The sequence below is a fragment of the Pseudomonas sp. BF-B-30 genome (assembly GCF_019956305.1).
Taxonomy (GTDB): domain Bacteria; phylum Pseudomonadota; class Gammaproteobacteria; order Pseudomonadales; family Pseudomonadaceae; genus Aquipseudomonas; species Aquipseudomonas jessenii.
In genome coordinates this window covers 57113-81865 of sequence record NZ_JAHBDG010000008.1, presented here as the reverse complement: position 1 = coordinate 81865, position 24753 = coordinate 57113, and the positions used below count along the sequence as shown (strand labels likewise).

At 58.8% G+C, this 24753-nt stretch carries 25 protein-coding genes and 1 riboswitch; of the genes, 16 read left to right on the top strand and 9 right to left on the bottom strand.

Annotated elements, in window-relative coordinates; genetic code table 11:
- Positions 1-96 precede the first annotated feature (96 nt).
- The 4 genes from lpdA (at position 97) to brnQ (ending at position 5492) form a co-directional block, all read left to right on the top strand.
- Entirely contained in the window at positions 97-1533 is a 1437-nt protein-coding gene (gene lpdA / locus KGB29_RS05240) for a dihydrolipoyl dehydrogenase (protein WP_007998079.1), read from the top strand.
- A gap of 196 nt (positions 1534-1729) precedes the next feature.
- Positions 1730-2896: an ADP-forming succinate--CoA ligase subunit beta gene (sucC, locus tag KGB29_RS05235; RefSeq protein ID WP_007919879.1), complete on the top strand. Its 1167-nt coding sequence runs from the start codon at positions 1730-1732 to the stop codon at positions 2894-2896.
- Positions 2896-3777 (top strand): succinate--CoA ligase subunit alpha, encoded by an 882-nt coding sequence (sucD, locus tag KGB29_RS05230; protein WP_007919877.1) that lies wholly within the window; start codon positions 2896-2898, stop codon positions 3775-3777. Before sucC ends, sucD begins: the two co-directional genes overlap by 1 nt.
- 401 nt (positions 3778-4178) lie before the next feature.
- The gene (gene brnQ, locus KGB29_RS05225) at positions 4179-5492 is read left to right on the top strand and encodes a branched-chain amino acid transport system II carrier protein (protein ID WP_154909968.1); all 1314 of its coding nucleotides are present in this window, start codon (positions 4179-4181) and stop codon (positions 5490-5492) included.
- A gap of 84 nt (positions 5493-5576) precedes the next feature.
- On the opposite strand, the gene KGB29_RS05220 is transcribed toward brnQ, so the two are convergent.
- Positions 5577-7058 carry a hypothetical protein gene (locus KGB29_RS05220; RefSeq protein WP_154909969.1) on the bottom strand — a complete coding sequence of 494 codons (1482 nt, stop codon included), beginning with the start codon at positions 7056-7058 and terminating at the stop codon, positions 5577-5579.
- Positions 7059-7072: 14 nt separating this feature from the next.
- Between KGB29_RS05220 and KGB29_RS05215 the strand changes: the two genes are divergently transcribed.
- Together KGB29_RS05215 and KGB29_RS05210 are read left to right on the top strand one after the other, a co-directional pair.
- On the top strand, positions 7073-7810 hold the full coding sequence (locus KGB29_RS05215) for a DUF599 domain-containing protein (protein ID WP_154909970.1): 738 nt from the start codon (positions 7073-7075) through the stop codon (positions 7808-7810).
- Positions 7810-8211 (top strand): MAPEG family protein, encoded by a 402-nt coding sequence (locus KGB29_RS05210; protein ID WP_150814888.1) that lies wholly within the window; start codon positions 7810-7812, stop codon positions 8209-8211. The genes KGB29_RS05215 and KGB29_RS05210 overlap by 1 nt, the downstream gene beginning before the upstream one ends.
- Positions 8212-8278: 67 nt before the next feature.
- Here KGB29_RS05210 and KGB29_RS05205 read toward each other — a convergent pair whose 3' ends face one another.
- Positions 8279-8551, bottom strand: coding sequence for a hypothetical protein (locus tag KGB29_RS05205; protein ID WP_150814887.1), 273 nt, complete (start codon positions 8549-8551; stop codon positions 8279-8281).
- Between the two features lie 158 nt (positions 8552-8709).
- Between KGB29_RS05205 and KGB29_RS05200 the strand changes: the two genes are divergently transcribed.
- From KGB29_RS05200 to KGB29_RS05185, 4 genes are all read left to right on the top strand, one after another.
- Positions 8710-9186: a PaaI family thioesterase gene (locus tag KGB29_RS05200; RefSeq protein WP_057715822.1), complete on the top strand. Its 477-nt coding sequence runs from the start codon at positions 8710-8712 to the stop codon at positions 9184-9186.
- A complete protein-coding gene (locus KGB29_RS05195) occupies positions 9183-9635 on the top strand; it encodes a PaaI family thioesterase (protein WP_090453899.1) in 453 nt (150 codons plus the stop codon). The genes KGB29_RS05200 and KGB29_RS05195 overlap by 4 nt, the downstream gene beginning before the upstream one ends.
- Positions 9636-9716: 81 nt before the next feature.
- Positions 9717-11621, top strand: coding sequence for a molecular chaperone HtpG (gene htpG / locus KGB29_RS05190; protein WP_057716650.1), 1905 nt, complete (start codon positions 9717-9719; stop codon positions 11619-11621).
- 67 nt (positions 11622-11688) lie between these two features.
- Complete coding sequence (locus tag KGB29_RS05185) at positions 11689-12417, top strand: dienelactone hydrolase family protein (protein ID WP_150814884.1); 729 nt, start codon at positions 11689-11691, stop codon at positions 12415-12417.
- A 132-nt stretch (positions 12418-12549) separates the two neighbouring features.
- On the opposite strand, the gene KGB29_RS05180 is transcribed toward KGB29_RS05185, so the two are convergent.
- The 5 genes from KGB29_RS05180 to purM form a co-directional block, all read right to left on the bottom strand.
- Positions 12550-13410, bottom strand: a complete 861-nt coding sequence (locus KGB29_RS05180) for a pirin family protein (RefSeq protein ID WP_057715819.1) — start codon at positions 13408-13410, stop codon at positions 12550-12552.
- A 62-nt stretch (positions 13411-13472) separates the two neighbouring features.
- The gene (locus KGB29_RS05175; RefSeq protein ID WP_154909971.1) at positions 13473-13889 is read right to left on the bottom strand and encodes an OsmC family protein; all 417 of its coding nucleotides are present in this window, start codon (positions 13887-13889) and stop codon (positions 13473-13475) included.
- 203 nt (positions 13890-14092) lie between these two features.
- Positions 14093-14806, bottom strand: a complete 714-nt coding sequence (locus KGB29_RS05170; protein ID WP_057715817.1) for a DUF3108 domain-containing protein — start codon at positions 14804-14806, stop codon at positions 14093-14095.
- 8 nt (positions 14807-14814) lie between these two features.
- Positions 14815-15465 carry a phosphoribosylglycinamide formyltransferase gene (gene purN / locus KGB29_RS05165; protein WP_102671757.1) on the bottom strand — a complete coding sequence of 217 codons (651 nt, stop codon included), beginning with the start codon at positions 15463-15465 and terminating at the stop codon, positions 14815-14817.
- A complete protein-coding gene (gene purM, locus KGB29_RS05160; protein WP_090457782.1) occupies positions 15465-16523 on the bottom strand; it encodes a phosphoribosylformylglycinamidine cyclo-ligase in 1059 nt (352 codons plus the stop codon). Before purM ends, purN begins: the two co-directional genes overlap by 1 nt.
- 383 nt (positions 16524-16906) lie before the next feature.
- Here purM and KGB29_RS05155 point away from each other — a divergent pair, with 383 nt between their 5' ends.
- The 6 genes from KGB29_RS05155 to KGB29_RS05130 all read left to right on the top strand — a co-directional run bounded on the left by KGB29_RS05155 (position 16907) and on the right by KGB29_RS05130 (position 22239).
- Entirely contained in the window at positions 16907-17965 is a 1059-nt protein-coding gene (locus KGB29_RS05155) for a DUF2066 domain-containing protein (RefSeq protein WP_154860740.1), read from the top strand.
- A 36-nt stretch (positions 17966-18001) separates the two neighbouring features.
- Positions 18002-19075, top strand: a complete 1074-nt coding sequence (locus KGB29_RS05150) for an AI-2E family transporter (protein WP_154909972.1) — start codon at positions 18002-18004, stop codon at positions 19073-19075.
- Positions 19076-19305: 230 nt separating this feature from the next.
- The gene (hda, locus tag KGB29_RS05145) at positions 19306-20010 is read left to right on the top strand and encodes a DnaA regulatory inactivator Hda (RefSeq protein ID WP_007984552.1); all 705 of its coding nucleotides are present in this window, start codon (positions 19306-19308) and stop codon (positions 20008-20010) included.
- Positions 20011-20232: 222 nt separating this feature from the next.
- Positions 20233-20865: a C40 family peptidase gene (locus tag KGB29_RS05140; protein WP_154909973.1), complete on the top strand. Its 633-nt coding sequence runs from the start codon at positions 20233-20235 to the stop codon at positions 20863-20865.
- A 165-nt stretch (positions 20866-21030) separates the two neighbouring features.
- Entirely contained in the window at positions 21031-21567 is a 537-nt protein-coding gene (locus KGB29_RS05135) for a C40 family peptidase (protein ID WP_057715812.1), read from the top strand.
- Between the two features lie 18 nt (positions 21568-21585).
- On the top strand, positions 21586-22239 hold the full coding sequence (locus tag KGB29_RS05130) for an O-methyltransferase (RefSeq protein WP_154909974.1): 654 nt from the start codon (positions 21586-21588) through the stop codon (positions 22237-22239).
- Between the two features lie 126 nt (positions 22240-22365).
- On the opposite strand, the gene KGB29_RS05125 is transcribed toward KGB29_RS05130, so the two are convergent.
- Together KGB29_RS05125 and KGB29_RS05120 are read right to left on the bottom strand one after the other, a co-directional pair.
- On the bottom strand, positions 22366-23679 hold the full coding sequence (locus KGB29_RS05125; protein WP_154909975.1) for a PQQ-dependent sugar dehydrogenase: 1314 nt from the start codon (positions 23677-23679) through the stop codon (positions 22366-22368).
- Positions 23680-23744: 65 nt separating this feature from the next.
- A complete protein-coding gene (locus KGB29_RS05120; RefSeq protein ID WP_154909976.1) occupies positions 23745-24329 on the bottom strand; it encodes a hypothetical protein in 585 nt (194 codons plus the stop codon).
- Between the two features lie 153 nt (positions 24330-24482).
- Positions 24483-24717, top strand: a riboswitch (cobalamin riboswitch).
- Positions 24718-24753: the final 36 nt, after the last annotated feature.

Genomic DNA, 24753 nt, shown 5'->3' with positions numbered 1-24753 from the left:
GAAGCAGCCATGAGCTGCAAGCCCGGGCTGTCGGAAAACCCGCAGCCTGGCTTGCCGCTCGCGGCTTGAAGCTTTTCGCTAAAGAGGATTTTTTGAATGTCGCAGAAATTTGACGTAGTAGTGATCGGCGCTGGCCCTGGCGGCTATGTGGCTGCCATCAAGGCCGCTCAGCTTGGTCTTTCGACGGCCTGCATCGAGAAGTACACCGACAAGGAAGGCAAACTGGCTCTGGGCGGTACCTGCCTGAACGTCGGCTGCATTCCATCCAAGGCCCTGCTGGACAGTTCGTGGAAATTCCACGAAGCCCAGGACGGTTTCGCGATCCACGGTATCAATCACGCTGGCGTGACCATGGACGTGCCAGCGATGGTCGGCCGTAAAGCCAACATCGTCAAAGGCCTGACCTCCGGCGTTGCGACCCTGTTCAAAGCCAACGGTGTGACCTCGATCCAGGGTCACGGCAAGCTGCTGGCCGGCAAGAAAGTTGAAGTCACCAAGCCTGATGGCTCGGTAGAAATCATCGAAGCCGAAAACGTCATCCTGGCTCCAGGTTCGCGTCCGATCGACATTCCGCCAGCTCCGGTTGACCAGAATGTGATCGTCGATTCGACTGGCGCTCTGGAATTCCAATCCGTACCCAAGCGTCTGGGCGTGATCGGCGCTGGCGTTATCGGTCTGGAACTGGGCTCGGTCTGGTCGCGTCTGGGTGCAGAAGTGACTGTCCTGGAAGCCCTGGACACCTTCCTGATGGCAGCGGACACCGCTGTTTCCAAGGAAGCGCTGAAAACCCTGACCAAACAGGGTCTGGACATCAAGCTGGGCGCTCGCGTCACCGGTTCCAAAGTGAACGGCGACGAAGTCGTGGTGAACTACACCGATGCCAAGGGCGAACAGAACATCACTTTCGACAAGCTGATCGTAGCCGTTGGTCGCCGTCCGGTGACCACTGATCTGTTGGCTGCCGACTGCGGCGTGACCCTGGACGAGCGCGGTTTCGTGCACGTTGACGATCACTGCGCCACCACCGTGCCGGGCGTTTACGCCATCGGCGACGTGGTTCGCGGCATGATGCTGGCGCACAAGGCCTCGGAAGAGGGCATCATGGTTGTCGAGCGCATCAAGGGCCACAAGGCCCAGATGAACTATGATCTGATCCCTTCGGTTATTTATACTCACCCGGAAATCGCGTGGGTCGGTAAAACCGAGCAGGCCTTGAAAGCTGAAGGCGTTGAAGTTAACGTCGGCACCTTCCCGTTCGCAGCCTCTGGCCGTGCCATGGCTGCCAACGACACCGGTGGTTTCGTCAAGGTCATCGCAGATGCCAAGACAGACCGCGTATTGGGCGTCCACGTGATTGGCCCGAGCGCTGCGGAACTGGTTCAGCAGGGCGCGATCGGTATGGAATTCGGCACCAGCGCTGAAGACCTGGGCATGATGGTTTTCTCCCATCCGACCCTGTCTGAAGCCTTGCACGAAGCTGCTTTGGCTGTGAATGGCGGCGCCATCCACATCGCCAACCGCAAGAAGCGTTAAGACAATAAGAAACCACGGCGGAATGGCCCGTCGTGAGCCTTGCATGCAAGACTCACCGCGGAATATCCGCTGGACGCAGTCTTGCATAGCTGCACCGGGTATCCGGAAAGGCTATGCAAGCAGCAGTCACAGGTGGTGCGGCACTTGAATGAGTGCAGCACCGAATGCGCAGTACCTAACGAAGACGGTAATAAGCATGAATCTTCACGAGTATCAGGGTAAGCAGCTGTTCGCTGAGTACGGCCTGCCAGTTTCCACCGGTTACGCGGTAGACACCCCGGAAGCAGCAGCAGAAGCTTGCGACAAAATCGGCGGCAGCGAGTGGGTTGTCAAAGCCCAGGTCCACGCCGGTGGTCGCGGTAAAGCGGGCGGCGTAAAGCTGGTTCGCAGCAAAGAAGACGCCAAAGCCTTCGCACAGCAGTGGCTGGGCAAGCGTCTGGTGACTTACCAGACTGACGCCAATGGTCAGCCAGTCACCAAGATCCTGGTTGAATCGTGCACTGATATCGCTAAAGAGCTGTACCTGGGCGCTGTCGTTGACCGTTCGAGCCGTCGTATCGTGTTCATGGCTTCCACCGAAGGTGGCGTGGACATCGAGAAAATCGCTCACGACACTCCAGAAAAAATTCTGAAAGCCACTATCGATCCACTGGTTGGCGCTCAGCCATTCCAGGGTCGCGAGCTGGCATTCCAGTTGGGTCTGGAAGGCAAGCAAGTTGCCCAGTTCGCCAAGATCTTCGTAGGTCTGGCCAAACTGTTCAAGGATCACGACCTGGCCCTGCTGGAAGTGAACCCGCTGGTGATCAAGGCTGACGGCGATCTGCACTGCCTGGACGCCAAGATCAACATCGACGCCAACGCCATGTACCGTCAGCCTAAGCTGAAGACTTTCCACGATCCGTCGCAGGACGATCCGCGCGAAGCGCACGCTGCCAAGTTCGAACTGAACTACGTAGCGCTGGAAGGCAACATCGGTTGCATGGTCAACGGTGCTGGCCTGGCCATGGGTACCATGGACATCGTCAACCTGCATGGCGGCAAACCAGCCAACTTCCTCGACGTGGGCGGCGGTGCTACCAAGGAACGCGTTACCGAAGCGTTCAAGATCATCCTGTCCGACACTAACGTCGCTGCAGTACTGGTCAACATCTTCGGCGGCATCGTTCGCTGCGACATGATTGCCGAAGGCATCATCGGTGCAGTGAAAGAAGTCGGCGTGAAAATCCCGGTTGTTGTTCGCCTTGAAGGCAACAACGCTGAGCTGGGCGCTAAAGTACTGGCAGAAAGCGGTTTGAACATCATCGCTGCTACCAGCCTGACCGACGCTGCTCAACAAGTTGTCAAAGCTGCGGAGGGCAAATAATGAGCGTCCTGATCAATAAAGACACCAAAGTTATCTGCCAGGGTATTACCGGTTCGCAAGGTAGTTTCCACACCCAGCAAGCCATCGAGTACGGCACCAAGATGGTTGGTGGTGTAACTCCAGGCAAAGGCGGCACCGAGCACCTGGGCCTGCCAGTGTTCAACACCGTTAAAGACGCTGTAGCTGCCACTGGCGCCACCGCCAGCGTGATCTACGTTCCGGCTCCTTTCTGCAAAGATTCGATCCTGGAAGCTGCTTTCGGCGGCATCAAGCTGATCGTGTGCATCACCGAAGGCATTCCTACCCTGGACATGCTGGACGCTAAAGTTAAGTGCGACGAGCTGGGCGTAGTCCTGATCGGCCCTAACTGCCCAGGCGTGATCACCCCAGGCGAATGCAAGATCGGCATCATGCCAGGTCACATTCACTTGCCAGGCAAGGTCGGTATCGTTTCCCGTTCCGGCACCCTGACCTACGAAGCTGTGAAGCAGACTACTGACGCCGGTTTCGGTCAGTCGACTTGCGTCGGCATCGGTGGTGACCCGATCCCGGGTTCGAACTTCATCGACATCCTGAAGCTGTTCCAGGAAGACCCGAAGACCGAAGCGATCGTGATGATCGGTGAGATCGGCGGTTCGGCTGAAGAAGAAGCGGCTGCCTACATCAAGGCACACGTGACCAAACCGGTTGTTTCCTACATCGCTGGTGTGACTGCTCCTCCGGGCAAGCGCATGGGCCATGCTGGCGCAATCATCTCTGGCGGCAAAGGCACTGCAGACGAGAAATTCGCTGCTCTGCAAGACGCAGGCGTTAAAACCGTGCGTTCGCTGGCAGACATCGGCAAGGCCCTGGCCGAGCTGACTGGTTGGGCTGTCAAGTAAGCCTCGTGCTTGACTGACGCTTCACCAAACAAAGGCCACCTTCGGGTGGCCTTTGTCGTTTCCGGGATTTGTGTTAGCGGTACCGGCCTCTTCGCGAGCAAGCCCGCTCCCACATTGGAACGCGGTCAACTGTGGGAGCGGGCTTGCTCGCGAAGGCGGACTTACAGGCGCCAACCATTTACATGCGAAAATGCGACACGCAAATGTCGTAGATCGGATAGTTCGCCCTCTAACAGTGCGTTTATCGGTCAGATTCGTTAGTCTATGCGCCATTTTTGCGTTTGCGGCCCACAAGGCGGCAACGCGCTAAAAGGGTCGGTCTTATACGGACTGACAGCATTTCCCTCACCCATAGGGAAATCCCTCTCTAAATTCCGATTCAGTAGTGTGGTATTTCCTTAATGAAAGTGTTGAAAGGCCAGGACATCCTGGCACTTGGTTTTATGACGTTTGCCCTGTTCGTCGGGGCTGGCAACATCATCTTCCCGCCTATCGTCGGTTTACAGTCCGGGCCCAATGTCTGGATGGCGGCGCTGGGTTTCCTGGTCACGGCAGTTGGTCTGCCGGTGATCACTGTTGTAGCGCTGGCCAAGGTCGGCGGAGCAATGGATGCCTTGAGCAGCCCGATCGGTAAAGTGGCCGGTGGCCTGCTGGCAGCGGCTTGCTACCTCGCTGTTGGCCCGCTGTTCGCGACGCCACGTACCGCGACGGTATCCTTCGAGGTGGGCCTGGCGCCCCTGACCGGCGAGAGCCCGCTGGCACTGTTCCTGTACAGCTCGGTTTACTTCCTGCTGGTGTTCTTCATCTCACTGTATCCGGGCCGTTTGCTGGATACCGTAGGGCGCTTCCTCGCGCCGCTGAAGATCATCGCCCTGGCCGTGCTGGGCATTGCAGCATTCGCCTTGCCGGCCGGTGACATTGGCCATGCAACCCCTGAATACGTTGCAGCACCGTTTTCCCAAGGCTTCATCAATGGTTACCTGACCATGGATACCCTGGGCGCCCTGGTGTTCGGCATCGTCATCGTCAACGCCATCCGTTCCCGCGGCGTCGAGTCGCCAGCACTGATCACCCGTTATGCGATCATCGCCGGGCTCATCGCCGGCGTGGGTCTGGCGCTGGTGTATGTCAGCCTGTTCCGTCTCGGTTCGGGCAGCCATGAAGTGGCCGCGGGCGCTACCAATGGCGCGGCGGTATTGCACGCTTACGTGCAGCACACCTTCGGTTCGCTGGGCAGTGGTTTCCTTGCCGTGCTGATCTCCCTGGCGTGCCTGGTGACCGCGGTCGGCCTGACCTGTGCCTGCGCCGAGTACTTCAGCCGTGTGGTGCCGTTGTCTTACAAGACACTGGTGATCATCCTGGCGGCGTTCTCGCTGCTGGTGTCCAACCTGGGCCTGACCAAGCTGATCGCGTTCTCGATCCCGGTACTGACCGCGATCTACCCGCCGTGCATCGTTCTGGTGGCGTTGAGCTTCTGCAAGGACTTCTGGCATGAGCAGGGTCGTATCCTCGGCCCGGTGATGCTGGTGTCGTTCATCTTCGGCCTGATCGATGCCCTGAAGGGGGCCGGCCTGGCGGACTGGATGCCGACACAAATGGCCCACCTGCCGCTTAGTGAGCAGGGCCTGGCGTGGTTGGTGCCGTCGGTGATGACGCTGGTGGTCGCCGTGGTCTGCGACCGTCTGCTGGGCAAGCGCGAAGAAGCGCTGGCTTAAGCTTTACCGGCCCGTCACAAGCGGGCCTGTGAACAAAACAGAAATGCCCCGTATCAATCGATACGGGGCATTTTTTTCCAGATTTCAGGACTGATTGGTGGCCATGATCCGAGCCACACACCCGGTACTTTGGAAATTATGGCGAACGCCAGCCACAAGGATTTTGTGATCAGGTTGTACTGCCACTGACTCCCACCATTCCAGTTCACCAAATCCAACATGTGTTGTCAGAAACCCCCCATTGCCAAATGTGGGATCGGGTTGCCCTGTGTAGTCATAGCGTGCCACCAGGCCTCTCTCTTTGCTGTATTCACCTGTTAGACCTGCAACGACAATTCCATGGGCCGGGGCGTCACCGATGCTCCACCATGCATTCGGGGCTGTAGATGGAAGTTCCGTCACGACAGGTCTGCCACCATTGAAAACAAGATTCGGTTGGCCGTTGCCATTGAATGCAGTGATGATTCCTCTGCGTGCTCTACCCCAGATATCGCTCGGGTCTCTATCAAGGTTCCCTGTAACAAACGCACTTCCGTCATCGCGCAACAACAAACCGTAGAAAAGTGTCGAGGCGTCTTCTACGCGCATCTCGGTTCTACCGCCAATCCCAAATGTTTCGTCTGGAGCTCCACCGGTTTTATATCGGGCTATCACGCCTCCTTGTTGCGAAGCGCCGATGACGGTAATGCTTCCATTTCTTGACACCCCGACTGCATAGATAGCGAAGTCTACGATGAGGTTACCGGTTCCGTTGAAAGACAGATCCGGTTCGCCGTTCTGATCGAATCTACTGATGGAAGACTGTGAGGCCATAACGATCTCCCCGTTAGGGCCTATGGCTAAAGTGCTTGAGGGGCTATTTGTTGGACTGTTTGATGTAGCGGAACGGTTTTGGTTCTCCAAATGGATACTTCGCGGCCGGAGAACCAAGCCGTTATCGCCAAAAGTAGTATCGGGAGCACCGTTTTCAAGGAATCGGGCAAATGCCAGATATTCCATTTTCTCGTAGTGGGTGCCAACCAGCAGTATCTTGCCATCCGGATAGACTTTGGCTCCAAAGGGAAAGGCCTCAGCGCCGTCCTTGAAACCACCTGTTAGGATGCCGTTTTGACCGAAGTTCGAATCCAGGGCGCCACTTTCCAGGAGTTGTACGAGCTGGAAGTCTATTCGCCCTTCCCAGTGCACACTACTCACCAAAAGGATCTTTCCATCAGGTCGTAGCGAGACGATTTGCATATTTGCATCGCCTGGAGAAATGTTTCCGACTACGCCACCCGACCCAAATTCAGGGTCCAGGCTGCGCCGGACGTTGACTATGCCATCGGAGTTATTTTCAAGGGGAGTCATTTTTGTCTCCTGTTTGTCGCGGGTTGTTTGGGGAAAATGAAAGGGTGACAATCTGGAGACTAACCATCGGTGGTTGAGTTGAATACTGTCAGAATTGACAGGTATTGGGTTTGTGTTTTTGATAGATTTGTTCGAAACACAAACTTTTAAACGAAAGTGGAAAGCGAATTCGGAACCTTGGCGGTTATGCTTTTCTAATATTGTTTCTTCAAATCCCACTCACAAGGACCTGCATGTCGTTCATCCAAGCCAACCTGATCCACATTCTTGCCGCTATCTGGTTCGTTATCTGCTGGGGCGGGTACACCCGCTATGCCACATGGAAAGGCCGTGACACCGCGTGCCTGGCCAGTGTGCTGCACCTGTATCGTGAAGACTGGATGCGCCGCATGCTGCTGCGCGACAACCGCATCGCCGATGCCAGCGTGATCGGCAATCTGGAGCGCAATGCGTCGTTCTTCGCCTCCAGTACATTGATTATCCTGGCCGGTATTCTCACGGTATTGGGGGCTTCGGAACGGGCGGTATCCTTGCTGGCGGATATTCCGATGGTGCAACAGGCGTCCCAGGGCATGTCGGAAATCAAGTTGCTGTGCCTGGCGCTGGTGTTTGTCTATGCGTTCTTCACGTTCAGCTGGTGCATGCGCCAGTACAACTTTGCGGCGGTACTGGTGGGTTCGGCGCCGATGGTCGGTGAGCGCCATGTATCGGAGCAAGAGCGCAAAGCATTCGCTTCACGCGCCGCCCGCGTCATCTCCATGGCCGCCAACCAGTTCAACTTCGGGCTGCGTTCCTACTACTTCGGCATGACCATGCTGGCCTGGTTTGTCAGCCCGTGGCTGTTCATGTCGATGAGTGCCGGCGTCGTGTTTGTGTTGTACCGCCGCGAGTTTCATTCCGACGTTCTTGACGTGATGGTCTATACCCCTACAGAGGCGCCGTTGCCGGAGGCAATTAAAGAGGCAGCTTGATGAGTATTCCATTCTGGTGCGTGTTTATCAGTGCGGTGTTGATTTATCTGGCGCGAATGCCCGTGACCAGGGCCATGAAAGAGCAGGGTGGTTACGATAACCACCTGCCGCGCCAACAGCAGATGCAACTCACAGGTCTGGGAGCCCGGGCGCTGGCGGCGCATCAGAACAGTTTCGAAGCGTTCATATTGTTCGCGGTGGGTGTGTTGATGGCGCATACCACGCAGACGGCGGGCTGGCTGATCGATTGCCTGGCGATCATCTTCGTGATCACGCGGGTTATCTACCTGGTGTGCTACTGGAAGGACCTGGCCTGGCAACGCAGTCTGGTTTGGCTGGTGGGATTGATCTGTTCGCTGTTGCTGATGATTAGTCCGACTTTTCGAACGATTTTGCTCTAACCACTTTTATCAAGGCAAAAGAAAACCCGCACTTGGCGGGTTTTCTTTTGTCACGCTAAAAACCGTATTAGTTCTTAGGCGCTTCCGGGGCAGCTGGAGCAGTCGGAGCGGCTGGAGCAGCCTCTTTTACCGCTTCTGCGTTCGATTCAGCCTGATCTTTGGCGGCTTCGGCGTTTTCTTTCGCCGCGTCGTTCACTTTATCCTGAGCTTTGCTCATGTCTTGCTGAGCTTGCTCAGCATGTTTGGCAGCATCTTGAGCTTTGTCCTCGGATTTTTTATCGCAGGCCGCGAGACCGAGGGAAGCGGTCAACATCAAGGCAATAGCTAAAGTCTTACGCATGGGGTGTTTCTCCTGATGAAAAGCATCTACTGGCATTAAGAACTCACGCATCAGGGTTAAGTTCCTTAATTTTTTCAGATATATAAGTTTGTTCTAGTGCGGAACTTTTACCCGGACCGCCACTGCACTGTACAGACATAAACAAGAGTTTTTATCAAATGACTGAAAACCCCGTTTTTGAGCGTGCGAAGCGCTTTCTGTCAGCGCTGCGACATTGCCAGGTACTTGGACTAAGCGTTCACAGCGCCAGCAACGAAGGGCTGACGATTGTGCTGCCGTACAGCCCGCAGATCGTCGGCAATCCCGAAACCGGCGTGATTCATGGCGGAGCGCTGACTTCGCTGATGGACACCGCCTGTGGCATGGCGACCCTTTGCGTGCTCCCGGAATTCGAAGTCTGCCCGACCCTGGACCTGCGCATCGACTACATGCACGCCGCCGAACCACATAAGGATGTCTACGGCTTTGCCCAGTGCTATCGGGTCACCACCGACGTGATTTTTGCCCGTGGCTTCGCCTATCAGGATGACCCCGGGCAACCCATTGCCCATGTGATGGGCACTTTCATGCGCATGGGCAAGAACATCAAAGGCACCAAGGGCTTTGGTGGTGCGGTTGCCGGAGGTGCGCAATGAGCGAGTCGCTGAAAGAGCAATTGCAAAAGGCCCATGAGCAGGGCGATTACGCCTCGTTGCTGGATTTGATTCCCTATGCCCGGCTGATCGGCGTCGAATGTTCCCGGGTGGGAGATGAGTTGCTGTTCAAGCTGCCAGCGAACCAGGACAACATCGGTAACCCCTTGTTGCCGGCGATTCATGGCGGTGTGATCGCCGGTTTCATGGAATTGGCCGCGGCGCTGCACCTGTTGGTGTTTACCGGAACGCCCGGGGTGCCGAAGATCATCGACTTCTCCCTGGATTACCTGCGAGCCGGGCAGTTTCGCGATACCTGGGCCCGATGCCAGGTTTGGCGTCAGGGTCGCCGGGTCGCCAATGTGGCGATTACCGCCTGGCAAAGCACCGAAGCCGAGCCCATTGCCACGGCTCGTGCACATTTCAAACTCGAAGAGCCCTTGAAATCCTGAACTCAGCCCCAAACTCTGAGGACAACCCGCCGTCGATCCTCAAGGTCGCGGCTTATGCCATCTGATTGGAGTTTGATGACCATGAGTGTGGAAACTCAAAAGGAAACCCTGGGCTTCCAGACCGAGGTGAAGCAGCTGCTGCATCTCATGATCCATTCGCTGTATTCCAACAAGGAAATTTTCCTTCGCGAATTGATCTCGAACGCCTCTGACGCTGTCGACAAGTTACGTTTCGAAGCCCTGGCCAAGCCAGAGCTGCTGGAAGGTGGTGCCGAACTGAAAATCCGTGTGAGCTTCGACAAGGACGCTAAAACCGTCACCCTCGAAGACAACGGTATTGGCATGAGCCGCGAAGACGCGATCACCCACCTGGGTACCATCGCCAAGTCCGGCACCGCCGATTTCATGAAGCACCTGACCGGCGACCAGAAGAAAGACTCGCACCTGATCGGCCAGTTCGGTGTCGGTTTCTACTCCGCCTTCATCGTCGCCGACAAAGTCGATGTGTTCAGCCGTCGCGCCGGCAGCCCGGCCAGCGAAGGCGTGCATTGGTCGTCCAAAGGCGAAGGCGATTTCGAAGTCGCAACCGTCGACAAGGCCGAGCGCGGCACTCGCATCGTCCTGCACCTGAAGTCCGGTGAAGACGAGTTCGCCGATGGCTGGCGTCTGCGCAACATCATCAAGAAGTACTCCGACCACATCGCTTTGCCGATCGAGCTGCCGAAAGAAGTGGCCGCTGCCGAAGGTGAAGAGCAGCCGGCCGTTGAGTGGGAAACCGTCAACCGCGCCAGCGCCCTGTGGACCCGTCCGCGTACCGAGATCAAGGACGAGGAATACCAGGAGTTCTACAAGCACATCGCTCACGATTTCGAAAATCCGCTGAGCTGGAGCCACAACAAGGTCGAAGGCAAGCTCGAATACAGCTCATTGCTGTACGTGCCGACCCGTGCGCCGTTCGACCTGTACCAGCGTGAGGCGCCGAAAGGCCTGAAGCTGTACGTGCAGCGCGTGTTCGTCATGGATCAGGCCGAGTCCTTCCTGCCGCTGTACCTGCGCTTCATCAAGGGCGTGGTCGATTCCAACGACCTGTCGCTGAACGTGTCGCGGGAAATCCTGCAGAAAGATCCGATCATCGACTCGATGAAGTCGGCGCTGACCAAGCGCGTCCTGGACATGCTGGAAAAACTGGCAAAGAACGAGCCTGAGCAATACAAGGGCTTCTGGAAAAACTTCGGTCAGGTCATGAAAGAGGGCCCGGCAGAAGATTTCGCCAACAAGGAGAAAATCGCCGGCCTGCTGCGTTTCGCATCGACCCACGGCGATGATGGCGAGCAGGTTGTCGGCCTGGCCGAGTACCTGGCGCGCGCCAAGGAAGGTCAGGACAAGATCTACTACCTGACCGGCGAAACCTACGCACAGGTCAAGAACAGCCCGCACCTGGAAGTCTTCCGCAAGAAAGGCATCGAAGTGCTGCTGCTGACCGACCGTATCGACGAGTGGCTGATGAGCTACCTCAGCGACTTCGACGGCAAGAGCTTTGTCGACGTAGCGCGCGGTGACCTGGACCTGGGCAACCTGGACTCGGAAGAGGACAAGAAGGCCGCGGAAGAAGTCGCCAAGGCCAAAGAAGGTCTGGTTGAGCGGCTGAAAACCGCATTGGGCGAGTCCGTTGCTGAAGTGCGGGTTTCCCATCGCCTGACCGACTCCCCGGCAATCCTGGCCATCGGCGAGCAGGACCTGGGCTTGCAGATGCGCCAGATCCTGGAAGCCAGCGGTCAGAAGGTTCCGGATTCGAAGCCGATCTTCGAATTCAACCCGGCTCACCCGCTGATCGAGAAGCTCGACAACGAGCAGAGCGACGAGCGCTTCGGCGACCTGTCGCACATCCTCTTCGATCAGGCGGCCCTGGCGGCCGGCGACAGCTTGAAAGACCCGGCGGCCTATGTGCGTCGTCTGAACAAGCTGTTGGTCGAGCTATCGGCCTGACGGTGTTGTAGAAAAACCCGCTTCGGCGGGTTTTTTCATTTCGGTGCTAAAACATCAGGAGTCAGAAATGAGCCAAATCACTGTACGTTCCGTTGCCTATCAGATTGACGGCCAGGCTTACGAAAGCCGTCTGGCCTTCGATGCCGACCATAAAGGCCCGCGCCCGGGTTTATTGATGGCGCCGAACTGGATGGGCGTCAGCGCCGGTGCCGAGGAGATCGCCAAGTCGGTGGCTGCCAAGGGTTATGTGGTGTTGATTGCAGACCTTTACGGCCAATCGGTTCGACCGACGAACAATGACGAGGCCGGCGCGGCCATGATGCCGTTGAAGAATGATCGCCCATTGCTGCGCAAGCGCATGCAGGTGGCGTTCGAACAGCTGCAAAGCCAGGGTGAAGTGGCTGTCGATACTTCGAAACTGGCCACTTTCGGTTTCTGCTTCGGCGGTTGCTGCGCCCTGGAGTTTGCCCGTACCGGCGCGCCGGTGAAGGTCGCGGTGTCGTTCCACGGCACGCTGGACACACCGAATCCGGCTGATGCGAAAAACATCAAGGGTAAGGTCCTGGTGCTGCATGGCGCATCCGATCCATTGGTGCCGAAGGAGCAGTTGCCGGCGTTCGAAGACGAAATGAACGCGGCGGGTGTGGACTGGCAGTTGCTGAGCTACGGCGGTGCGTTCCACTCGTTCACCGACCCGCACGCCAATGTGCCGGGCATGATGATGTATGACGCCAAGGTGGCCGCCCGGGCGTTCACGTCGATGCACAATCTGCTGGATGAAGTGTTCAAGGGCTGATCTGTTGCCTGACACCGACTTTGTCAGAGCCTGAACCGGCCTCTTCGCGAGCAAGCCCGCTCCCACATTTAACCGCGTTCCAATGTGGGAGCGGGCTTGCTCGCGAAGGCGGTTCCACAGGTAACTAAAATCTCAGGGCAGTTCGATCCGCTCAACTTCCCCAGGCACCGTCGGCCAATCCCCGGCCGCCCAACGCCGGCGCGCTTCATCAATCGCCGCCGGATCGCTCGCGACAAAATTCCAGTTGATCCGCCGTGGCCCGTCCAGCGGAGCACCGCCGAACAACACGGCGTGACTGTCGCTTTCGGCAAACAGTGTCATCTCTTCCCCCGCAGGCAGTACCACCAGCGAGTACGGCTCTATTGGCTCGCCATCGAGTTGCACTTCGCCACTCAACACATACAGCGCACGTTCTTCATGCTCGGTGGGAATCAGCAATGTCGTCGCCGTTTGCAGGTGCAGTTCCGCGTACAGCGTAGGAGAAAGCACTGGCACTGGCGATTCCAGGCAAAAGCCTGACCCGGCAATCATGCGAATCTTCACCCCCAGGTTTTCGCTGACCGGCAATGTGGACGCTGGATGGTGGCTGTAATGCCCCGGACCTTGTTCTTTATCCTTGGGTGAAGCCAGCCAGATCTGCAAGCCGTGCATCGTGAAGCCGCTTTCCTTCAGGGCCTCGGGCGTGCGTTCGACGTGGGCGATGGCGCTGCCGGCCGTCATCCAGCTGACGTCGCCAGTCCCGACCACTTGATCGGAACCAAGGCTGTCCTTGTGCTGGATCTGCCCCTGGAACAAGTAGGTGAGGGTGGACAGGCCAATGTGTGGATGCTGTCGGATGTTCATGCCTTTGCCCGGTGGATAACGGGTTTCCAGCATGTGGTCGAAAAACACGAATGGCCCGACGCTGCGGCACTTGGCCGATGGCAGCGGGCGGAGAATCGGCTGGCCTTCGACATCTTCGGTGCGGGGGCGGATCACGAGCGGAGTGTTCATGGTGCGTTCCAGGCTGAGCGGGTAATGCGTTCGAGCATAACCCGCTTGGGCAACCCTTGCCGCTATTGGCTGAACGCGCCTTCGGACAAATGCGTTTCGATGCTGACTTCAGACGTGGTCATCAGCTTGTGGATCGGGCAGCGATCGGCCACGCGGTGCAGTTCATCGCGCTGGGCGTCGGTGAGTACGCCCTTGAGGGTCAGTTTGACGTGCAGCGCGTACTGGCCTTTCTGTTCCAGGCTGTTGTCGCGCTTGACCTCGACGCCGACACCGGTCAGCGGGATGTCTTTCTTCCTGGCATACAGCTTCAGGGTCAGGGCTTTGCAGGCACCCAGCGCAGCATCGAAATAATCGTGCGGCTCCGGCGCCGAGCCCTCTCCGCCAGCCGTGGCGGGCGCGTCGGCGAAGAGTTCGTGGTCATCGATCTGGATGCTGTGGCGCAAACCTTCGGCAGAAACGGTATTGACGGTAACAGTCATGGCAAACCTCGCAGGCGACAGGAAAACTCATTCGATCAAAAAAAAGACCTTGAGGGTATAGAGCCATCGCGATTGTCGGGTGTTCCAATCTGTAGGAGCGAGCCTGCTCGCGATGATCTCACTGGCACTGCGTGTATCCGCCAGGGCGAGTCATCGTTAAAGTCCATCGCGAGCAAGCTCGCTCCTACAGGTCTCGATCCGGATCAGCTGCCTTTGACTGGCTTGCCGTTGACCGTGCCGTCCAGGAGCATGATGTTGTATTCCTTGCCGTCGGTTTCGACCTGTTGCAGGCGGACCAGCAGGTAGTCCCAATCCTTGGCGAACCACAGCACGGTGATGCGCTTGCTTTGCGTCGGATCGCGTACGCGCTCGACCTTGATCGCATCGATCTGGCCAGCCTTGGTGTCGACTTTTTCCGAGCCCAGCACACGGAAGTCATAGGTATCGACTTCGCCATCATCGACAACCTGATAGCTCATGCTCTTTTTGCCGGCAGCCACGTCATGTTGCAGCGCCAGTTGATAGGTGGATTTGTCGACCATGCCGCGGTTCAGCGGAATATCGACCGCGTCACCACGATCGGTGCCGGTGACCTTTTTCGCGGCCCAGTCGAAATCCAGGTCGGCTTTCTTGGCTTTGCCCAGGCCGCCACGCTCGAAGTGGTAGGACTGGGGCAGCAAGGTGTCCTTGTCCACGGTCAGGGTGCTTTCTTCGGACAGGCTGGCGATCATCATCGAAGCCTTGAAGCTGAGCTTCCAGACGCCGTTGGCTTCCTTGGTCAGGCTGCGCTCGGCAGTGCCACTCATGGGCAGCTGTTTCCAGTCGGCGGTGTAGCTGGCGGAGAAAGGTTGAAGGTCTGCCGCCTGGGCGAAGGGCAAGGCGAGCAGAGCGCAAGCGAAGAGCAGGGCGCGACGCATAAAATCTCCTAGTTTCGAATCAAGTGGCCGCTGGCCGCGAGTAACTGTCCATCCAGTAAAGCACCTTGCTCGCCGAGGGCCAGACGACCTTCGGCAAACCAGCGTACGGCCATCGGGTAGATCAGGTGTTCCTGAACATGGACCCGCTGCGCCAGACTCTGCGGCGAATCCTGTAACTCTACCGGTATTACAGCTTGTACGACCAGTGGTCCGCCATCGAGTTCCTCGGTGACGAAGTGCACGGAGCAGCCGTGCTCGGTGTCGCCAGCCTCCAGCGCGCGCTCATGGGTGTGTAACCCTTTGTATTTGGGTAGCAGCGAGGGATGGATATTGAGCAGGCGACCCTGATAGTGGCGTACGAAACCAGCGCTGAGAATGCGCATGAATCCGGCGAGTACCACGAGTTTGGGATTGAAGGCGTCGATCAGTTCGATCAGCGCGGCGTCGAAGGCCTCGCGACCTTCGAAAGCCTTGTGATCCAGGGCGCGGGTGTCGATACCCGCGTCCCTGGCGCGTTGCAGGCCGTAGGCGTCGGCGCGGTTGGAAATCACCGCAGCGATGCGGACCGGGCTGTCGCCGGTCCGCGTGCTGTCGATCAGGGCCTGCAAGTTACTGCCGGTGCCGGACAACAGCACCACGACATCACAGGTCTTAGGCATCAGTGAGCCTTGAGGTTCTTCAGTTCAACCTGAGCTGCGCCTTCGGCAGCGGTGGAGATCTGGCCGATGACCCAAGGCTGCTCGCCCGCTTCGCGCAGAACGTTCAGGGCGGCTTCAACGTGCTCCTGAGCCACGCAGATGACCATGCCCACGCCGCAGTTCAGCACGCGGTGCATTTCGTTCTCGTCAACGTTGCCTTTCTCTTGCAGCCAGTCGAACACTGCCGGGCGGTTCCAGCTTGCCACGTCAACCACGGCTTGAGCGCCTTTTGGCAGAACGCGCGGGATGTTGTCCAGCAGACCGCCACCAGTGATGTGGGCCATGGCTTTGACAGCGCCGGTTTCCTTGATCAGCTTGAGCAGCGGCTTCACGTAGATACGGGTCGGGGCCATCAGCAGGTCGGTCAGCGGCTTGCCGTCGAGCTGGATGTTCTCGATGTCGGCGCCGGATACTTCGATGATCTTGCGGATCAGCGAGTAGCCGTTGGAGTGCGGGCCGGAAGACGGCAGGGCGAGCAGGGCATCGCCGGCAGCAACCTTGGAACCGTCGATGATTTCGGATTTTTCCACGACGCCGACGCAGAAACCGGCCAGGTCGTAGTCTTCACCTTCGTACATGCCCGGCATTTCAGCGGTTTCGCCGCCAACCAGCGAGCAGCCCGACAGTTCGCAGCCAGCGCCGATGCCGGTCACAACCTGGGCAGCGGTGTCGACGTTCAGTTTGCCGGTAGCGTAGTAGTCGAGGAAGAACAGCGGCTCGGCACCGCACACCACCAGGTCGTTGACGCACATGGCAACCAGGTCGATGCCGATGCTGTCGTGCTTGTTCAGATTCAGTGCCAGGCGCAGCTTGGTGCCGACGCCGTCAGTACCGGAAACCAGCACAGGCTGCTTGTAGCCGGCCGGGATTTCGCAGAGGGCGCCGAAACCGCCCAGGCCGCCCATGACTTCCGGGCGCGCAGTGCGCTTGGCGACGCTCTTGATGCGTTCGACCAATGCTTCACCGGCGTCGATGTCTACACCGGCGTCCTTGTAGCTCAGGGAGGGTTGCTTGCTCATGATCCAGGCCTTTAGGGGGGGATTTCTGGGTAACGACCGAGTCCATCGGGACCGCCGAAACAGGCGAAGGCGAGGGCCATGCACGAATTTCAGGGTGCCCGGCTGTTGCCGGTCTGCGAAGGCGCGCGATTTTATCAGGCTTGAGCCGCAGCGGCCATCCTCAGGCCGACAGCAGGGCCATATCCGTTCAAAAAAACCGTTAATGCGCGGTGTCGGTGGCATCCTGCATGGCTGTATAAGGTATCGCATTAACCGTCTATCGTTATGACAGTGCGAAAACTTACCCGGAACGTGTGAATGTTTTGCGTCGGGCAACGGTCACAGTCTTGCTCGATCGTCTTCATGCGGTCTGCTCCAGCCGCTCTTGTCGTCAGGAATCCTCCATGCGTTTTTGTAAATTCTTGCTTGTGAGTTGTTTGTCAGTGGTCAGCCTGGTCAGTCAAGCCGAAACCGTCAAAGGCCTTTACCTGGTGCGCGAGCCGGTGAATGGCCAGTCGCCCGAGGAGCGCGACCAGGCGACTCAGCGTGCGTTGGACACGTTGGTACTGCGCCTGACCGGCGACCCCAAAGCCGCTCAAAGTCCGGGGTTGGCAGCGATTCGCAAAGACCCGCAACAGATCATCAGCCAATACGGCTTTGAGGCCGGGCCCCCGGAAGTCCTGAAGGTCGATTTCGATCCGGGTACCACCGAGCAGGCCTTGCGCCGCGCCGGCCTGGCCATGTGGGGGGCCAATCGGCCGTCGATCCTCGGCTGGTGGTTGAATGATTCCACCGAGGGTTCGAGCCTGGTGGGCGACGGCCAGGCCAGCGCGGCGCCGCTGCGTCGGGCTGCCCAGCATCGGGGCTTGCCATTGCGCTTGCCATTGGCGGACCTGAACGAACAGATCGTCGCAACCGCGCCGAACCTGGAGGGCGCAGATCCCGCACCTTTGCATGCGGCATCGGAACGCTACAATGCCGACGCCCTGCTTGCGGTACACGCCAGGGAAGAGGGCGGGCAATGGCAAGCCAAGTGGCAATTGTGGCTGGGGGATAAAAAAGAGGCCGGCAGTGTGCAGGGCGCCGATCAGGCCGCCGTGGCCGATGCGGTAATGCTGGCGGTCAACGAGCGCCTGGCGCCGCGGTTTGTCGCCAGGCCGGGTGCTTCGAGCGAGCAATTGCTGGAAGTGCAAGGCATGAATCTTGAGCGCTACGCGTCGCTCGGACGATTGCTGGAACCGTTTGGCGGGCGTGTGCGCAGTGTCGACGGTGACCGGATTCTTTATCGGGTCAATGGCAGCGTCGATCAGTTGCGTGCGCAACTGTCGCTGGCCAGACTGCAGGAGGCGCCGGTGGGTCAGGCCACGGCCCCGGCCCCGGTCGCGCCCGTTCAGCCAGCCACCGGCAGCCCGGTGCCAGCCGCCGCACCGGCCCCGATCCCGCAGCTACGTTTTCGCTGGTAGTTTTTCTTTCTTTATATAGAAGCAATGGAGTGGTTCATGGCCGATACGCGGCGTTGGTTCTGGCTCGGCGGGGTGGTCCTGCTGTGTGTGTTTGTCTGGTTGTTGCATCCGATCCTGACGCCGTTCCTGGTGGCGCTGCTGTTGGCCTACCTGTTCGACCCGCTGGTGGATCGGCTGGAGAAGGCAGGCCTGTCCAGAACCTGGGGTGTCGTGGCGGTGTTTACCCTGTTTACATTGATCTTCACCGCGCTGCTGTTGGTGTTGGTGCCCTTGCTCGCCAGGCAGTTGTTTCGTTTGTATGAGCTGGCCCCGCAAATGCTCGACTGGCTGCAGCACACGGCGTTGCCCTGGGCGCAATCGAAGTTCGGCCTGTCGGACGGTTTCTGGAAGTTCGACAAGCTCAAGGCCGCCATCAGCGAGCATATGAGTCAGACCACTGATGTTGTCGGCGTGGTGCTGAGCCATGCCACGGCCTCGGGATTGGCGTTGATCGGATGGCTGGCGAACCTGGTGTTGATTCCGGTGGTGAGCTTCTACCTGTTGCGGGATTGGGACCTGATGATGGCCAAGGTCCGCAGCCTGCTGCCCCGTGATCGTGAAGCGCGCGCGGTGTCGCTGGCGGGTGAATGCCATGAAGTGCTCGGAGCGTTCGTGCGCGGACAGCTGCTGGTGATGGTGGCCTTGGGTGTGATCTACGCAGCCGGCCTGATGCTGGTCGGGTTGGAACTGGGTCTGCTGATTGGCCTGATTGCCGGTCTGGCGGCGATCGTGCCGTACATGGGGTTTATCATCGGCATTGGCGCGGCGCTGCTTGCGGGGCTGTTCCAGTTCGGTGGTGATCTTTACCCAATGCTCGGCATTGTCGCGGTGTTCATGGTCGGCCAGGCGCTGGAGGGTATGGTGCTGACGCCGTTGCTGGTCGGTGACCGGATTGGTCTGCACCCGGTGGCGGTGATTTTCTCGATCCTGGCCGGTGGTGAGCTGTTTGGCTTTACCGGCGTGTTGCTGGCATTGCCGGTCGCCGCGGTGATCATGGTGCTGGTGCGCCATGTGCATGATTTGTATAAGGATTCTGAAATCTACGGGAGAGCCGACGAGCCGCAGGTGTAAGGGCCGTCGATAGCCGATGGCGGGCTGCCCGGGTTCGTACCGGATCAGCCTGCTGGCGTCGCCCGGCTGTCACATGCACCGCCAAAGAATCTGTCACAAAACCAATGCATTAACGCAAACCTTTGATTTTGCTTGTGGTCTGTCGCATTGTGCGGTCCGCTTCACGGGTATAAACTTCGCAAACTTTACACAGAGGCCACTAACGGTTCCTTTGGAACTGTTCAGTCAGCATGAAACCGATTCAGCTGCCCCTAGGTGTGCGTCTGCGTGACGACGCCACCTTTATCAACTACTACCCAGGCGCCAATGCCGCTGCACTCGGCTATGTCGAGCGGCTGTGCGAAGCCGACGCCGGCTGGACCGAAAGCCTGATTTACCTTTGGGGCAAGGACGGGGTAGGGCGTACGCACCTGTTGCAGGCCGCCTGCCTGCGCTTCGAGCAATTGGGCGAGCCGGCGGTGTATCTGCCGTTGGCCGAGCTGCTCGATCGCGGCATTGAAATCCTCGACAACCTCGAACAGTACGAGCTGGTCTGCCTGGATGATTTGCAGGTGGTCGCCGGACGAGCAGATTGGGAAGAGGCGCTGTTTCATCTGTTCAATCGCTTGCGCGACAGCGGTCGGCGCTTGCTGATTGCCGCGTCGACATCCCCTCGGGAGCTGCCGGTGAAGCTGGCGGATCTCAAATCCCGCCTGACCCTGGCCTTGATCTTCCAGATGCGTCCGCTGTCCGATGAGGACAAACTGCGTGCCCTGCAATTGCGCGCATCCCGTCGCGGTCTGCATCTGACCGATGAGGTCGGGCATTTCATTCTGACTCGCGGTACCCGCAGCATGAGTGCGCTGTTCGAGTTGCTCGAGCGCCTCGACCAGGCCTCCCTCCAGGCTCAGCGCAAGCTGACAATCCCGTTTTTGAAAGAAACCCTCGGCTGGTAAACCCGCTGAAACCGGGGCTTTTAGCTGTTTCGGCATATTTCAGGCGCCAGAAATCCCGCTTTCCTGCAAGGTTGCAGGCCGCGTGCGTGTTTAAAATGGGCTTAAGCGCTTAGATGTAAACGAGAAACGGATAAGTCACAAAAAGATCGATTGAATTTGCAAATGAGGTTGATAGCGGGCATAGTCTCGGCTTCTTTACAACTTTCAGCCACGGTCGTGCCCATGCTAAATCGCTTCGCACCCCTCGTGCCTCTCGCACTCGTTACCCTGTTGTTCGGTTGCGCTGCCCACACTCCAGTGGCCCAGCAAGCTCCGCAACAGCAGGTTCAAAACTCGGTTACCGCCCAGTCTTCCGCTCTCTTCCAGGAAGAGCTGGCTACCGAAAAAGAACTCGCAGACTTCGCTGGCGGCAAGTCCTACCAGCTTCCGGTCCTGGCCGACAGCATCCTCGAACGTGGCATGTCCCTGATCGGTACCCGCTACCGTTTCGGCGGTACTTCTGAAGCCGGCTTCGATTGCAGTGGTTTCATCGGTTACCTGTTCCGCGAAGAAGCGGGCATGAACCTGCCACGCTCCACCCGCGAAATGATCAACGTGGACGCTCCACTGGTCTCGCGCAGCAAGCTTGAGCCGGGCGACCTGCTGTTCTTCGCAACCAACGGTCGTCGTGGTCGCGTCAGTCACGCCGGGATCTACCTGGGTGACAACCAGTTCATCCACTCCAGCAGCCGCCGCAGCGGCGGTGTGCGCATCGATAGCCTGGGCGACAGCTACTGGAGCAAGACCTTCATCGAAGCCAAGCGCGCCCTGGCAATGGCACCTAACACGTCGCCAATCGTCACTGCACGCAAATAAGCGGACGATTTGTAAGGCGAACTTAAAGTCTTACTTGAAGTTTGTCGTGTAGCCGCTAGAATCTTGATCTACAAATGATGGCAAACCGCCTGCGTCCCACGCAGGCGGTTTTCTTTTCTGCGCTCCCCGCAGAAAAAGCCGCAGCCAGATCAGGATGTTCTGCTTATGACGACGTCGGCCCGCCTCGCAATCATGTTCTTCGCAGCGCTGCTCAGTGCCTGCGCCAGCCGCACACCGCCTCCTGCGCCGGTGGTTCGCGCTCCCATCGTATTTGGTTCCTCACAAGCTTTTTCGCCCGAAGCGGAAGACGTGCTGTTTCGTGCGCTCGGTCTGGTGGGCACGCCTTATCGCTGGGGCGGCAATACGCCGGATTCCGGATTTGATTGCAGCGGCCTGATCGCTTATGTGTACCGCGATGTCGCCGGTATTGCCTTGCCGCGTACCACGCGCGAGATGATCTCCATGCAAGCGGCGAATGTGGGCAAGGACGGCTTGCAGACCGGCGACCTGCTTTTCTTTGCCACCAATGGCGGTTCCCAGGTCAGTCATGCTGGCATCTATGTGGGAGAGGGGCGTTTCGTCCATGCGCCGGCCACCGGCGGCACCGTGAAGCTCGACAGTCTGTCCAAGGCGTATTGGCAAAAAGCTTACCTGAGCGCCAAGCGTGTTCTGCAGCCTGAACATTTGGCGCGCAATCCGTAACCTCCGGAGCTGGTGGTCATGACTGCTCGCACGCTCAATCTCGACGACGCCCTGTACCAATACCTGCTCGATGTTTCCCTGCGCGAAACGCCTCTGCTCAAGCGCTTGCGCGATGAGACCCAGGCGCTGCCGATGGCACGCTGGCAGGTGGCGCCTGAGCAGGGGCAGTTTCTTGCTTTGCTGGTGAAACTGACGGGGGCCAGGCGTTTGCTCGAAGTCGGCACCTTTACCGGTTACAGCGCACTGTGCATGGCGGCGGCATTGCCTGCTGGTGGCTCGTTGATTTGCTGTGACATTCCCGGTGACTACAACGCCACGGCCCTGCGTTACTGGCAGGAAGCCGGGCTGGCCGGACGCATCGATCTGCGCCTGGCGCCTGCGCTGGAAACCCTCGGCAAGCTGGACCAGCCAGGCCAGTTCGATCTGGTTTTCATTGATGCCGACAAGGCCAACTACCCGGCTTATCTGGAGCACGCCCTGCGATTGCTGCGGGTCGGCGGGCTGGCGGTGTTCGATAACACGCTATGGAGCGGGCGCGTGCTCGAGACCAGTCCCGAGAGCGCGGACACCCGGGCGATCCAGGCGCTCAACCGGGCGTTGAAGGACGATGCGCGGGTGGATCTGTCGGTGTTGCCGTTGGGTGATGGGCTCACACTCTGTCGCAAACGCTAGACCCCTGAACCCTGTGGGAGCGGGCTTGCTCGCGAATGCGCAATGTCAGACGCCACATCTGTTGACTGATACACCGCCTTCGCGAGCAAGCCCGCTCCCACAGGGGAATATGTTGGCAGTTGGAATTTATTTTGCTGCCGACACCCGCCACACCTTGTTCCCCACATCATCGGCCACCAACAGGTCACCCTGTCGGTCGATCGCCACGCCCACCGGGCGGCCCATGGCTTCTTCCTTGCCATTGAGAAACCCGCTGAGCACATCAACCGGATTCCCGACCGGCTTGCCGGCGCGGAAGGGCACGAAAATCACTTTGTAGCCGCTGTGCGGCTTGCGGTTCCAGGAGCCGTGCTGCCCGATGAATGCCCCTTGGGTGAAGGGCGGCGGCAGTTTGCTGTTTTCAGCGAAGGTCAGGCCCAGTGATGCCGTGTGCGGGCCGACGGCGTAGTCCGGGGCGATAGCCTTGGCCACCAGGTCCGGGTTTTGCGGCTCGACGCGAATATCGACATGCTGGCCGAAGTAACTGTACGGCCAGCCATAGAATGCGCCGTCTTTCACCGAGGTGATGTAGTCGGGTACCAGGTCGCTGCCGATTTCATCCCGTTCGTTGACCGCGGTCCACAGCGCGCCACTGTGCGGTTCCCAGGCCATACCGTTGGGGTTGCGCAGGCCGGACGCGAAGATCCGCTGCTGGCCGGTGGCGCGATCCACTTCCCAGATCGCCGCGCGACCTTCTTCCTTGTCCATGCCGTGTTCCGCAACGTTGCTGTTGGAACCCACGGTGACGTACAGCTTGCTGCCGTCCTTGCTGGCGATGACGTTTTTGGTCCAGTGGTGATTCAGCAGGCCGCCCGGCAGGTCGACCACTTTTGCCGGCGCTGACTTGATCTGCGTATCGCCACTTTCATAGTGAAAGCGCAGCAGGCGATCAGTGTCGGCTACATACAGGTCATTGCCGACCAGGGTCATGCCGAAGGGCGAGTTGAGGTTTTGCAGAAACACCGTGCGGGTTTCCGCGACCCCATCGTGGTCCTTGTCGCGCAGCAAGGTGATGCGGTTGGCGCTGGGCACCCTGGCTCCGGCACGCCCCATGAATTTCTTCATGATCCAGCCGCGAATGCCTTTGCCGTCTTCGGGTTTGGGAGGGGCATTGGTTTCCGCCACCAGCACATCGCCATTGGGCAATACATAAAGCCAGCGCGGGTGATCCAGGTCTTCGGCAAAAGCGGCCACTTGGGTGCCATTGGCGGCGATGGGCTTCGCACCCTGCGGCCAGCCGATGGCCGGGGCGATGTTCACGGTCGGGATCAGGGTTTTGTCGGGTTCTGGCAGTTGAGGCGAAGGACCGGTGCCGTCGGAGACTTGCAGGCGGGCGGTCCCGCCACAAGCGGCGAGCCCTCCGCAGAACGCGATAACGAGAACGAGCGGGGGCGTGCGCATACGGTCTTCCCTATGAGTGCCTTGTTCTAATCATAGAGGCGCGTTGTCGTCCGATGGTTCAACCCTTAGCCACGTGCCTCCTTGAACAGCACTGCTATGCCGGGGTGATAGTTGCCGGCTTCGTTGCGCAACTTGCGGTAGGCATAAGGGAAATACCAGGCGACAGCGCAGCTGTGTTCCTTTTGCAGGTCGTCGACCATGTCCTGGAGCTCTTCCGGTGTGGCGCCCTGCTGGGCTTTTTGCGGGGCGACGAACAGGCAGCCGAGTTTCAGGTCGCTGGCGTGGCTCAGGCGCTTGGCATCGCTGGCGATGTCGAGCAGGGCCTGGGTCAGATTGAGGCCGTTGACCCGTGGCCAGCGCTGGCTGGTCTGGATGTAGGCGCGGGTTTCGGGCGAGGCCAGGAGCAGGTCGGCGCGGCTGTTGCGTTCGCCTTCTTCGGTCTGCTTGCGGGTGGGCGTCTGTTGCAGTGTGACCATCTCGGCCATCCAGGCGGCGGCAGACAGTAGTCCGAGATTGGCCTTTTCGTCGTGCCAGTACGGTGTGTCGCCATCACCGCGGACGGCGTTATAACGGTCGATGCATTCGAACCAGTGTTCGAGCACCGGGCGCAGGAATTCCAGCTTTGGATTGCTGATGATCATGCCTTGCATGGGCTCACCCTTGTTGTTGTGTTGTGAGGTTGTGGCTCTTTGATATCACTGCTGAGAGCGTGGCACAAGATTGACGTCAGTTTATTGATTGATGGCAGTTATTCGGTCGATGGCCTCCCGGCTTTAATTGACGCTCCACCCCCAACCCTCTAACCTTCGCGGCTTGTTTCAGGTGCTCTGTGGCTTGGGTCGACAGAGTGAAACAGGGAAGCCGGTGAGTGAGTCCTTCTGTTGGTCGAAGGCCCGCAATTCCGGCGCTGCCCCCGCAACGGTAAATGAGTGAAAACTGTGTGTGATGCCACTGTGTCGATTTGATGCGGGAAGGCGCACGGTCTGGCCCCGCGGCCACTCATGAGCCCGGAGACCGGCCTGATTCATCCAGCGGCATCACGGTGGGCGATGCCAGGCTTGTTGCCTTCTATTC